Origin of the sequence: Nocardia sp. NPDC050175 (assembly GCF_044459885.1) — a bacterium.
Classification (GTDB): domain Bacteria; phylum Actinomycetota; class Actinomycetes; order Mycobacteriales; family Mycobacteriaceae; genus Nocardia.
The window spans coordinates 344,520-356,463 of the sequence record NZ_JBITJI010000004.1; the positions used below are offsets into that span (position 1 = coordinate 344,520).

The window sequence follows — 11,944 nt, forward strand, 5'->3', positions numbered from 1 at the left end:
AACCCGAAGGAGCCTTATGTCCGCACCGAACCTGACTCGCGACCAGGCGATCGAACGCGCGTCGACAGTGACGGTCGATAACTACCGCATCGACCTCGACCTGACCGACGGTGCGGGCAAACCGGGCGAGCAGACCTTCTTTTCCCGCAGCACCGTCACCTTCACCGCGACGCCGGGCGCGAGCACCTTCATCGATCTGGTGGCCCGCGGCGTGCGGTCGGCGGTGCTCAACGGCACCGCGCTCGATGTGTCCGGCTACGACGAGTCCACCGGAATCGCGCTGCCCGATCTGGCCGCGACCAACGAGCTGGTCGTCGAGGCCGACTGCGAATACTCGCACACCGGCGAGGGGCTGCACCGCTTCGTCGACCCGACCGACGACTCCGTCTACCTGTACTCCCAGTTCGAAACCGCCGATGCCAAGCGGATGTTCGCCTGCTTCGACCAGCCGGACCTGAAGGCGACGTTCGACATCAGCGTGACGGCCGCGCCCGACTGGCAGGTCATCTCCAACAGCGCCGTCGTGGAAACCCTTGCGGCAGAGCCGGGTAAGCACGTCTTCCGCAGCACGCCGAAGATGAGCACCTACCTGGTCGCGCTCATCGCCGGCCCGTACGCGCAGTGGACCGACGTCTACACCGACGAGCACGGCAGCATTCCGCTCGGCATCTACTGCCGCGCTTCACTGGCCGAGCACATGGACGCCGAGCGGCTGTTCACCGAGACCAAGCAGGGATTCGGCTTCTACCACAGCAAGTTCGGCGTGCCCTACGCGTTCGGCAAGTACGACCAGCTGTTCGTGCCGGAGTTCAACGCGGGCGCGATGGAGAACGCGGGCGCGGTGACGTTCCTGGAGGACTACGTCTTCCGTTCCAAGGTGACCCGCGCGTCCTACGAGCGGCGCGCCGAGACCGTGCTGCACGAGATGGCGCACATGTGGTTCGGCGACCTGGTCACCATGAAGTGGTGGGACGACCTGTGGTTGAACGAGTCGTTCGCGACCTTCGCGTCCGTGCTGTGCATGGCCGAGGCGACCGAATACACCAGCGCCTGGACCACTTTCGCGAATTCGGAGAAGTCCTGGGCGTACCAGCAGGACCAGCTGCCGTCCACCCACCCGATCGCGGCGGACATTCCCGACCTGGCCGCGGTCGAGGTGAACTTCGACGGCATCACCTACGCCAAGGGCGCGAGCGTGCTCAAGCAGCTCGTCGCATATGTGGGCCTGGAGCCGTTCCTGGCCGGTCTGCGGGCCTACTTCGCCGACCACGCGTACAGCAACGCGACCTTCGACGATCTGCTCACGGCGCTCGAAAAGTCCTCCGGCCGTGACCTTTCCGGCTGGGGCACGCAGTGGCTGAAGACCACCGGCCTGAACACCCTGCGCCCGGACTTCACGGTCGACGACGAGGGCAAGTTCACCTCGTTCGCCGTGCTGCAGGGCGGCGCCGAGCCCGGCGCGGGTGAGCGTCGCGTGCATCGGCTCGCCATCGGCGTTTACGACGACCAGGACGGAAAGCTGGTGCGCACCAAGCGGATCGAGCTCGACGTCGAGGCCGCCGAGCGCACCGAGGTGCCGGAGTTGGTCGGTGTCGCGCGCGGGAAGTTCGTGCTGATCAACGATGACGACCTGACCTACTGCTCGGTGCGCCTCGACGCCGACTCGCTGGACGTGCTCGTCAACCGGATCGCCGATATCGCCGAGCCGCTGCCGCGCACCCTGGCCTGGTCGGCCGCCTGGGAGATGACCAGGCAGGCCGAGTTCCGGGCCCGCGACTTCCTCGCGCTGGTGCAGCGCGGCGTCGGCGCGGAATCGGAAATCGGTGTGGTGCAACGACTCCTGATGCAGGCGAACCTCTCGCTGCGCAGCTACGCCGACCCGGAGTGGGCGGCGAGCACCGGCTGGACCGTGTACGCGGACCGGCTGCTGGAGCTGGCCCGCGAGGCCGAGGCGGGCTCGGACCACCAGCTGGCCTTCGTCAACGCGCTCACCGGCGCCAAGCTGTCCGCCTGGCACACCGAGGTGCTGCGCGAGCTGCTCGACGGTGACCCGGGCAAGGTCGGTCTCGGCGGCCTGGCGATCGACACCGACCTGCGCTGGCGCCTGGTGATCGCGCTGGCGGCGGCGGGCGAGATCGACGCCGACGGCCTCGCTACCCCGTTCATCGATCAGGAGCTGGCCAAGGATCCGACCGCGGCGGGCAAGCGGCATGCCGCGACCGCGGCGACCGCGCGTCCGCAGGCCGAGGTGAAGGAACAGGCCTGGACCAAGGTGCTCGGCGACGACTCGATCTCCAACATCACCACTCGCGCGATCATCGCGGGCTTCGCCCCGGCCGGTCAGAGCGAGCTGTTGACGTCGTATGTCGATCGCTACTTCGCGGAGGTGCCCAGCGTGTGGGAGCGTCGCTCCAGCGAGGTGGCGCAGACCGTGGTCGTCGGGCTCTACCCGGGCTGGGCGATCAGTGACGACGCGGTCGCCGCCGCCGACAAGTTCCTCGGCGGCGATCACCCACCGGCCTTGCGCCGCTTGGTGATCGAGGGCAAGGCGGGCGTCGAACGCGCCCTCCGCGCAAGGGCTTACGACGGGCAGTAACCACCGGTGTAGACCCGACCGAAGGCGACCTTCATCCCCGGAGACGGGGCGAAGGTCGCCTTCGGTCATGTCTACGGCTGGCCTTCAGTCGGTACGGGAGGTCAGCGGTGCCTGTACTCCGGAGTCAGCGGAACAGAGCGGTATTCGCTGTGGCCCACTGGGCGAAGGTGGTGGCGGGGGCGCCGGTGAGGTCGGCGATGGTGGTGGTCGGTTCGGGATGCCAGCCGACCATCGAGCCGGTGATTTCTACATACCATTCGGCGGTGCTCATGGTCCGCGCGAAGATTTCGACCGCCTCGTCGGCGGGGACCTGCCGGACGGTCAGGGTCCGGCCGAGGGCGATGCCGATCTGGGTGATGCGGTCGGCTCGGGTGAGTACTTCCGGGCCGGTGAGTTGATAGGTCTGGCCGTGGTGGCCTTCGGAGAGAAGAACTTTCGCGGCGACGCGGGCGATGTCGCCCATCGCGATCGGGACGCTCTCGACCTCCGGGTATGGGTCGCGGATCTCGTCGGACGCGCGGATCTGTTCGGCCCAGACTGTGGCGTTGTCCAGGAAATCACCGGCGAACAGGTGCGTCCAGTCGAGCCCGGAGCCCTCGACCGCCTGCGCTATCGGCGTCCAATGCGCCTCGCCGGACAGATCCACGATCTGCCGGATGCCCGCCCCCTTGGCCAGCGAGACGACCTCATCGATGGTCTCCAGCATCGGCGCGAGATACATCCGGTCCACGCCCTCGAACGCGGCGGGCAGTGACGACACCCTGCCCAGATACCCCTCGGCGATCTCGACGCCCGCGGGCAGCGCGGCCCGCTCCGGATGGTTGGTCAGTGCTCTGACATCGTCCGCACCGCCCGCGAGCAGGTGGTCGACGACCATGCGTCCGATGTTCCCGGTTGCTCCTGTCACAAGAATTTTCACCCCACCACCGTGCTCCAGTCGCGCGGGGGGCGGCAAACCCCAAATGTGGTGCTAGCGAACAGAAAATTTTCCGCGTCTAGCCCGGCAGCGACCCGCAAACGCCACCGGCGCGCTCACCCATATCGGGTGAGCGCGCCGGAAGCATTGCTCGTGACTCCGCCGCGCGGGCGGATGTGGTCAGCGGCCGATCGCTGCGGCCATCACGCGGACCGCGGAAACCAGGCCGTCGATGAGCTGGCCCTGCCGGAACGAGCTGGACGCGGCGGTGACGCCGAGCTGGCAGACCCGATCGTTCGCGCGGTCGGCGACCTCGCGGCCGGAGCGCACCTCGATCGCCTTGTCGTTGGGCGAGACGGCGATGAGCACCGAACGCGTCGCCTCGGGCGTCGACGGGAAGATCGCGTCCGCACCCGCGGCCGGATCGGCGCCGAGATCGCCGATGTAGACGTTGAACCGCACCTTGGTCGCGCGGGTCGCCTCGGTCAGCACGTTGTCCATCGCGAGCCGCTCGTCATCGCTGAACGGGGCCTCCCGGAACACATCGCCGGCCTCGTGCACGCCGGAGACGCGTCCACTTGTGGTGACCACGTACCCGTGCGGCAGGTCGGCCTCGACCACCGCGGGCCACTTAGAACTTGCCACTTGCCCGGCCTCCGATCAGCTCCGCCTTGGTGGCCTCGATCGCCGCATGATGACCATGCGACGACTCGGCCGAATGATGACCGGTCGAGGTGACCTCGTCGGTCGCACTCCACAGCACCGGCGCCGACGTCCACTCTTGACTGAGGTCGTAGTGGGCGGGCTTCGTACCGGCGAGTGGCTTACCGAGATACGTCAATCCGGCGATCGCGCCGTATATCACCAGCGGGATGCCGAGGAAGACCAGCACAGTCTCGAGAATGCTCACGGTCCAACGGTAGACGATGCTGTGTAGTAGTTCTTCTTCTGGTCACACTCACTGTGCTTCGTGTCGAGTCGTCCGGTCCGTCAGACCAGCCAGGCGGCGGCGTTCGGCGGCAGTTGGCCGCCCTCCAGCGGCGCGCTGGCCAGCAGCACATCGCCGGGCGGCAGCTGGGTGGGCGCCTTCGACGCGTTCAGCACGCAGACCAGGCCGCCCTCGCGGCGGAAGGCGAGACAGCCGGGCGGGCTGCCGTACCACTCGATCCGCGTGCCGCTGAATTCCGGTCGCAGGCCACGCAATTCGATGGCCATCCGGTACAGCGAGAGGGTGGAGCCGAGCTCCTCGAGCTGCGCTTCGACGGTGCGGCCCGCCCAGTCGGCGGGCATCGGCAGCCACGGTGTGCCGGTGGTGAAGCCGAACGGCGGTGCGGCGCCCTCCCACGGGAGCGGCACCCGGCAGCCGTCGCGGCCGCGTTCGGTGTGCCCGGAGCGTTCCCAGGCCGGGTCCTGCAGTACCGCGTCGGGTAGGTCGTCCACGTTGGGCAGGCCCAATTCCGCGCCGTTGTAGATGAATACCGAGCCGGGCAGGGCCAATTCGAGCAGCATCATCGCGCGGGCCCGGTCCTCCCCCACCGCGCCGTCACCGTAGCGGGTGACCTCCCGCTTGATGTCGTGGTTGGACAGCGTCCAGGTGGGCGAGGCGGCGACCGGTGCGACCGCGGCGAGGGAATTGTCGATGGCCGCGCGCACGTCGTCGGCGTCGAAATCGGTTTGCGCCAACCGGAAATTGAAGGCCAGGTGCAGTTCGTCGGCGCGAAGGTACTCGCCGAACCGGACGTTGTCGTTGACCCACACCTCGCCGATCGACACCGCGTCCGGATAGTCGTCGAGCACCTTGCGAATGCGGCGGTGGATCTCATGCACCGCAGGGTTGTTGAAGCGCAGATCGTCGTCGTCGTTGGCGAGCAGGGCGGTCTTGACCACCGCCATGTCGGGCAGGCCTGCCGGTTTCGCCATGCCGTGCGCCACGTCGAGGCGGAATCCGTCGACGCCGCGATCGAGCCAGAACCGCAGCGTCTTCTCGAAATCGGCGGCGACCTCGGGGTTTTCCCAGTTCAGGTCGGGCTGCTCGGGAGCGAAGATGTGCAGGTACCACTGGCCCGGCGTGCCGTCGGGTTCGGTGACCCTGGTCCAGGCGGGACCGCCGAAGATGCTCGGCCAGTTGTTCGGTGGCGCGTCACCGCCGGGGCCGCGGCCGTCGCGGAACAGGTAGCGGGCGCGTTCCGGGCTGTCCGGACCGGCCTCGAGCGCCGCGAGGAACCAGGGGTGTTCGCTGCTGGTGTGGTTCGGCACCAGATCCATCGTGACCTTGATGTTGCGGTAGTGCGCCTCGGCGATCAGCTCGTCCATCGCGGCGAGCCCGCCGAAGAGCGGGTCGATATCGCGGGGGTCGGCGACGTCGTAGCCGCCGTCGGCCATCGGTGAGGTCATCACCGGGCACACCCACAGTGCGTCGATGCCGAGCAGCTCGAGGTAGCCGAGTTTGTCGCGGACGCCCCCGAGGTCACCGACTCCGTCGCCGTCGGAATCCGCGAAGGATCTGGGATAAACCTGGTAGAACACGGCCGACCGCCACCATGGTTGCGTGGTGCGATCCACCGGCACCAGTACGGCGGGTGTATCAGTCACATACGTAATAGTGCCAAAGTTTTGCGGCAAAAACTCTTAGGCGGAGCACCGATCTCAACTTGAGGCAAACCGCCAGCGTCCGCCGGGACGCGCCGAAAACCCTCGGCCCGACTCGGTTCTCGACCGAAACGCCCTTACCAGGGGGTGTTCATCAGCGAATTCGCCGCCATCTCCAGGTAGTCCAGCAACGCCTTGCGATGCTCGTCATCGAGCAGCTCCGGCTCGATCTCAGCTACGGCGATTCGCATGCAACGCAACCACGCGTCGCGCTCCAGCGGACCGATGGTGAACGGGTTGTGCCGCATCCGCAGCCGCGGATGGCCGCGCTCCTCGCCGTAGGTGCGCGGGCCGCCCCAATACTGTTCGAGGAACATGCGCAGCCTGCGCTCGGCCGGGCCGAGATCCTCCTCCGGGTAGAGCGGGCGTAGCACCTCGTCGGTCGCCACCTCGCGGTAGAACGCCGCGACGATCCGCCGGAACGTGTCCGCCCCGCCGACCGCCTCGTAGAACGACGCTGTCGTCTGCTCTGCCGAAGCCGCTGCTGTCTGCTCGCCCGAAGTCATAGACCCTCTCGATTCGCTGGATGCGCCGACGTCCATTGTGCCCGCGCTCGGCATCGGCAGCCCACACCGCGGTTTTCCGCGGCAGTAAATCGCGGACCGGCGGCTCTTCAGCCACAGTTAACCGGACATTGTTGAAAATCACCGTGCAATAGCCGTCGTTCCATGGTCAACTGGGTGGCAATCTCTGCCGAGCTAACAGCATGATCCTGCCAATCATGAAATTGAGGTCCAGATGAAGCAGCGGCACAGCGCCAGGTCACACGAGGCGCGGACACACCGACAACTCCAGCCCGCCGACGTCCACAATCGTGGCTCGGGGGCTACTCCGCTGCATATCCTGTCCGATCATTATCCGGGCGCGCATCACGGTCATCCCGATCATGCGCACCGCTCAGCATCGCCGCCCAGTGAGACTCCGAGCTGGTTGAAGCGCCGGGTGCTGCTTCTGAACGCCACCTACGAGCCGCTTACCGCCTTGTCCGCGCGGCGCGCGATCGTCCTGCTCATCTGCGATAAAGCCGACACCGTCCATCACGACGCCGAAGGCCCGGTAGTCCATTCCGCCGAAGCCGCCGTCGCCATTCCCTCGGTGATCCGCCTGCGCACCTATGTCCATGTGCCGTATCGGGCCCGCGTCCCGATGACCCGTGCCGCCCTCATGCACCGTGACCGCTATCGCTGCGGGTACTGCGGTGGCAAGGCGGAGACCATCGACCACGTCATCCCGCGCAGCCGCGGCGGGGAACACTCCTGGGAGAACTGCGTCGCCAGCTGCGCGCCGTGTAATCACCGCAAGGCCGACAAGATGCTGAGCGAACTGGGCTGGACCCTGCGCTCACCGCTCGTCTCGCCGAAGGGGCCGCACTGGCGGCTGCTGTCCACGACGGCCGACCTGGATCCGATCTGGTTGCAGTACCTCGGCGAAGGGGCCGCCTGACTCACGTGTATTCGATCACCAGGGTCGCCCACGTGTGCGGCTCCAGTGCTTCGAAGACGTGTGGGAGATCGCCCGGGTAGGAGATGTAGTCGCCCGGGCCCAGTTCGACGGGTTCGTCGATCAAGCCGACCTTCGCGCGTCCGCTGGCGAGGAGGACGTGCTCGAAGACGCCGGGGATGTGTGGGTCCGAGCGACGGGCGTGGCCTGGTTCGGCGGTGATCCGGAACAGGTCGCGGCGGGAGTTGGGTGGGCTGGCGGCCAGCAGGGTCGCGCGGTAGTCGGATTCCGCCGCGGCGACGACCGGGCCCTCCCCCGCGCGGATCAGTCGCACGGCCGGGCGCGGTGGATCGAGCAGGCCCGAGAAGGGCATGTCCAGGGCGACGCACAGGGCCCAGAGGGTTTCCAGGCTCGGGTTGCCGGTGCCCGATTCCAGTTGGGAGAGAGTGGATTTCGCGATGCCCGCGCGGTGCGCCACCTCGGTGAGCGAGAGGCCGGCCCTGGTGCGTTCGCGGCGCAGGGCAGCGGCGATCACCGCCTGGGGTGTGCCCGTCGGTGAGTCCTGCTGTGCCACTTGTCCTCCCATCGTGTGGTCAACCACTCAACAGGAAACCATATTGACGGATCGGGTCGCGATGTTCACTATAAGCTACATGCGTTCGATATGGCGAACACTCGGGCGGGATACGTTCTCCGGGATCGTGGCGGTGTGCCTGGCGGTTTTTGTGATCGGTGTGTCGTATGGCGCGACCGCGATCACCACCGGTCTGCCCGCGTGGCTGCCGATCGTGCTCGGCGTGGTGGTGCTCGCCGGGGGTGCGGAGTTCCTGTTCATCGGGATCGTCGCGGCAGGCGGTAGTCCGATCGCGGCGCTGCTGGCCGGGCTGGTGGTCAATGCTCGGCATCTGCCGTACGGGTTGTCGGTGCCGGAGGTGGTCGGTACCGGGTGGCGGCGGTTTCTCGGCGTGCATCTGATGAACGACGAGTCGGTGGCGATGTCGCTGGCCCAGTCCTCTATCGAACGCAAGCGAGCTGCCTACTGGGCGTGCGGTTTTGGTGTGCTGCTTGCCTGGCCGGGAGGTGCCGTGCTCGGTGTGGTGATCGGGACCTTCGTGCCGGATACTTCGGCGTTCGGACTGGACGCGGTGTTTCCCGCGGTACTGCTTGCGCTGATCGTGCCAGCACTGCGGGACATCGCGACGTTGCGTGCGGCTGCGGTCGGCGCCATCGCAGCGGTAGCGAGCGCGCCATTCTTGCCCACGGGAATGCCTGTGCTGGTGGCACTTTCGGGATTGCTCTGCGTAGGTCGAGATCACGGAAAGACAGATATCGCCGAACCTGCTGTGCCAGTGGCGGTTACGAATCGCGAACTGAACACTGTCGAATCAGGTGTCGAATGATATTGGTCGCCAGCATGATCGCCCTTGCCTTGGGAACCTACGCATTTCGCTGGTCCGGTCCAGCATTGCGCGACCGTATTCGCTTCCCAGCCCGCACAATTCGGCTCTTGGAAGTCGGCGCCGTCGTCCTGATCGCCGCTTTGGTGGCCGTCACCGCCCTGCCGACTGCCTCCGGGGAGTTCGGATTCGCGCTCCCCGCAGGCGTTCTCGTCGCCGCCGTGCTGGCCTGGCGCAAACAACCCATCCTCGTGGTTATCCTCGCCGCCGCCGCGACCACCGCTCTACTGCGACTACTGGGCCTGCACTGACCCCGCTGACCGCAGTCGCCGTTCAGGGTTTGCGGCCCACGCCTGCCCAGATCCAGGCGGGTCCGGCATCGGGATCGACCTCGTACAGGGATTCCTCGGCGAGTTCGGGGTGCCAGTCCTCGAGCGTGACCACGCCCGGCTCCACGATTTCGGTTCCGGCGAACAGCTTTTCGATCTCGGCGCGGGTGCGCGGGACCATGGCGATACCGGCGTGCTCGCAGGCCTGCACGGCCTGCGCCGTGGCCGTCGGATTGAAATCCGCGGTGGGGTGACTGATCGTCAGGCTGCTGCCCGAGGGCACCGCCTCCAGTAACCGCGCGATGATGCCCTGCGGGTCGTCCGAATCGCGGAAATACATCATGATCATGGTCAGCGTGATGGCGACCGGTTGCTCGAGATCGAGCGTGGCGGCGATGGCCGGGTCGGCCAGAATCGACTCGGGATCGTGCAGATCGGCGTGGATGAACGCGGTTTTACCCGCCTTGGCACTCGCCATCACCGCGCGGGCGTGGGCGAGCACGAGCGGATCCTTGTCGACGTAGACGATGCGGGCCGCCGGATCCACCTCCTGGGCCACCTCATGGGTATTGCGGGCGGTCGGCAGGCCGGTACCGATGTCGAGGAACTGGGTGATACCCAGGTCGGTCATCGCATAGCGCACGGCGCGACCGAGGAAGGCGCGGTTGTGCCGAACCATGGTGCGGATGGTGGGGACGTACGCGGCGATCCGGTCGCCGAGCGCACGATCGACCGGGTAGTTGTCCGCACCGCCGAGCCAGTAATCGTAGAAGCGAGCCTCATGCGGTTTGGTGGTGTCGATGGTGACCGGCAAACGTGGACCTGACCGACCGTGACTATCCGACATGATGCTCCTCTTCTCGGGGGGCGGCCGCACAGGAATCTGCCAACCTCACCACATCAATGTGTCTCCGACACATAGCGACTCGCCAGAACGTACTGCGCCAGCATATTCCGGTGACTGCGCCCTCCGCCGCGAATCCGTGCTGAAGTGGAACGCGCGCCGACGCCCTTTGTGGGCCGATGTGGGCGGGGAACCTCACCGAACACGCTCATCGATGCGGCGGTCGAGGTGACCGAGGGCCAGCAGCGTGAAGATGTCGGCGAGGACCGGAATGGTGAAGCGCAGCGGTCGCGGCCCGATCGAGTCGGAGATGGCGGCGATGCTGCCGTCGTCGCGCTGGCAGGACAGCAGGTAGGTCGCCGCGCGCGCGGCGGGTGCCGGGTCGTCCTGGCGGCACACGGCGATCAGGGCGTAGGCGGTACTGATCGGGTCGCTGGGTTCCCCGTGTTGCTGTCCCCAGCCGCCGTCGGCGTTCTGCCCGTCCAGCACGAGGGTCATGATCTGTTTGGTCATCTGTAGCAGGTGTGCGGGGTGGTGGCCGGGGTTGCGGGTGGTGGCGAGCAGCGCGCGGAAGACGGTGTGTAGTCGGCTGCTCGACCAGTCCGGCGGGAAGGAGCCGTCCGCGCGTTGCTGGTCGGCCAGGAACTCGAGCCCGGAGATGATGGCCGCGTGGCGGCGTTGCCACTGCGGGGTGAGCGCGTCGACGGCGGCGGCGGTCATGCAGGCTTCCGACGCGGCCCCGGCGATGTAGGTGGGGAACCCGCCGTCGGGGTTGCGGACCGCCATCAGTGATTGCTCGCCGCGGCGGATCGGTTCGCGGTACCGGACGGTGTCGAGGGTGTCCAGGAACTGGATGGCGACCGAGGTGTCGTCGACGTCGGTTTGATAGGCCAGGTCGGTGTAGGACCAGCCGCCGCCGGGCTGCTGCTGGGACACCAGGTGCGCGGCGACGGTGTGCAGGACCTCGCGCGGGGCACCGGCGGCGGCGAGTGCGACACCGGCGGTGGCGGTGCACCAGGTGTCGGTGTTGGCGACGAACGGCAGTCCGCCGTCGTCCCGCTGATGAGCCATGGCCTTGGCAACCCCCTCGCTCACGACGTGCTCGGTGTGCGGGAGGCGGTGCAGCGCGTGCAGCGCCCACAGGTGGATGAGGACGTTGTCCTCCCAGACTTGGCTCTGGCGTTGGGTTTCCAGCAGAATCCGCACGTCCTCGTCGCTGATCTGGTCGTGCCGGTCCGCGGCGTCGGCGAGGACTATCTTCACCGCGGTGACCTGCACTCTGGCCCAGCAGTGCAAGCCGGTCAGGTCGAAGGCGCCCGGGTCCAGTGGGCGCGGGGGTACTAGACCGTATAAGGCGAAGGTCGCATCGAACATGGCGTGTTTGCGAGCGCCGGTGAAGCCGGGTGCGCGAGCGAGGAACACCTCGGCCAATCCCGCAGTGGGACCCGCGGTCGCGGTGCGGGTGAGGGCCAGATCGACCAGGATGCGATCCAGTGGGTCCGTCGTGGCCACGGCACGCAGATAGTCGACGAGGCGAGTCCGCCGCTGGGGTTGCAGATCGGTCCGCTCCAGCAGGTTCAGCGCCAGCACGGACTCCAGGACCCGGCTCTGACAAGGGTCGCGGACCGCGCCGTCGGGACCGACGCGCGCCGTCAGCCGGGACCGCAGGCGCGCGGTTGCGGGAGCGAGGAGCGGCGGAAAAAGTTCAGGGGCCCAGCTGATCTGGGCATGGGTGGGTGTCGCGGGTCGCATGGGCAGTCTTTCGGATGCTCG

General features: G+C 67.4%; 12 protein-coding genes. 4 read left to right on the forward strand and 8 right to left on the reverse strand.

Annotation, left to right across the window (positions count from 1 at the left end; translation table 11 throughout):
* The first annotated feature begins 16 nt into the window (after nucleotides 1-16).
* A complete protein-coding gene (pepN, locus tag ACIBK2_RS16115; protein ID WP_396967854.1) occupies nucleotides 17-2,596 on the forward strand; it encodes an aminopeptidase N in 2,580 nt (859 codons plus the stop codon).
* Between the two features lie 124 nt (nucleotides 2,597-2,720).
* Here pepN and ACIBK2_RS16120 read toward each other — a convergent pair whose 3' ends face one another.
* From ACIBK2_RS16120 to ACIBK2_RS16140, 5 genes are all read right to left on the reverse strand, one after another.
* Nucleotides 2,721-3,515 (reverse strand): SDR family oxidoreductase, encoded by a 795-nt coding sequence (locus ACIBK2_RS16120; RefSeq protein WP_396967856.1) that lies wholly within the window; start codon nucleotides 3,513-3,515, stop codon nucleotides 2,721-2,723.
* A gap of 177 nt (nucleotides 3,516-3,692) precedes the next feature.
* On the reverse strand, nucleotides 3,693-4,157 hold the full coding sequence (locus ACIBK2_RS16125) for a DUF5130 domain-containing protein (RefSeq protein ID WP_396967858.1): 465 nt from the start codon (nucleotides 4,155-4,157) through the stop codon (nucleotides 3,693-3,695).
* Complete coding sequence (locus tag ACIBK2_RS16130) at nucleotides 4,144-4,422, reverse strand: hypothetical protein (protein WP_396967860.1); 279 nt, start codon at nucleotides 4,420-4,422, stop codon at nucleotides 4,144-4,146. Before ACIBK2_RS16130 ends, ACIBK2_RS16125 begins: the two co-directional genes overlap by 14 nt.
* An 80-nt stretch (nucleotides 4,423-4,502) precedes the next feature.
* The gene (locus tag ACIBK2_RS16135) at nucleotides 4,503-6,104 is read right to left on the reverse strand and encodes an alpha-amylase family glycosyl hydrolase (RefSeq protein WP_396967862.1); all 1,602 of its coding nucleotides are present in this window, start codon (nucleotides 6,102-6,104) and stop codon (nucleotides 4,503-4,505) included.
* A 134-nt stretch (nucleotides 6,105-6,238) separates the two neighbouring features.
* Nucleotides 6,239-6,667, reverse strand: coding sequence for a globin (locus ACIBK2_RS16140; protein WP_379282364.1), 429 nt, complete (start codon nucleotides 6,665-6,667; stop codon nucleotides 6,239-6,241).
* A gap of 232 nt (nucleotides 6,668-6,899) precedes the next feature.
* Here ACIBK2_RS16140 and ACIBK2_RS16145 point away from each other — a divergent pair, with 232 nt between their 5' ends.
* On the forward strand, nucleotides 6,900-7,604 hold the full coding sequence (locus ACIBK2_RS16145) for an HNH endonuclease (protein WP_357391719.1): 705 nt from the start codon (nucleotides 6,900-6,902) through the stop codon (nucleotides 7,602-7,604).
* A gap of 1 nt (nucleotide 7,605) precedes the next feature.
* Here ACIBK2_RS16145 and ACIBK2_RS16150 read toward each other — a convergent pair whose 3' ends face one another.
* Entirely contained in the window at nucleotides 7,606-8,175 is a 570-nt protein-coding gene (locus ACIBK2_RS16150; protein WP_396967865.1) for a helix-turn-helix domain-containing protein, read from the reverse strand.
* Nucleotides 8,176-8,254: 79 nt separating this feature from the next.
* Here ACIBK2_RS16150 and ACIBK2_RS16155 point away from each other — a divergent pair, with 79 nt between their 5' ends.
* Nucleotides 8,255-9,001, forward strand: coding sequence for an AzlC family ABC transporter permease (locus ACIBK2_RS16155; protein WP_396967867.1), 747 nt, complete (start codon nucleotides 8,255-8,257; stop codon nucleotides 8,999-9,001).
* On the forward strand, nucleotides 8,998-9,309 hold the full coding sequence (locus tag ACIBK2_RS16160; protein WP_396967869.1) for an AzlD domain-containing protein: 312 nt from the start codon (nucleotides 8,998-9,000) through the stop codon (nucleotides 9,307-9,309). Before ACIBK2_RS16155 ends, ACIBK2_RS16160 begins: the two co-directional genes overlap by 4 nt.
* Nucleotides 9,310-9,331: 22 nt before the next feature.
* Here the strand turns inward: ACIBK2_RS16160 and ACIBK2_RS16165 are convergent, their stop codons facing one another.
* A complete protein-coding gene (locus ACIBK2_RS16165) occupies nucleotides 9,332-10,174 on the reverse strand; it encodes an SAM-dependent methyltransferase (RefSeq protein WP_396967871.1) in 843 nt (280 codons plus the stop codon).
* Between the two features lie 192 nt (nucleotides 10,175-10,366).
* Nucleotides 10,367-11,923, reverse strand: a complete 1,557-nt coding sequence (locus ACIBK2_RS16170; RefSeq protein ID WP_396967873.1) for a prenyltransferase/squalene oxidase repeat-containing protein — start codon at nucleotides 11,921-11,923, stop codon at nucleotides 10,367-10,369.
* Between the last annotated feature and the right edge of the window lie 21 nt (nucleotides 11,924-11,944).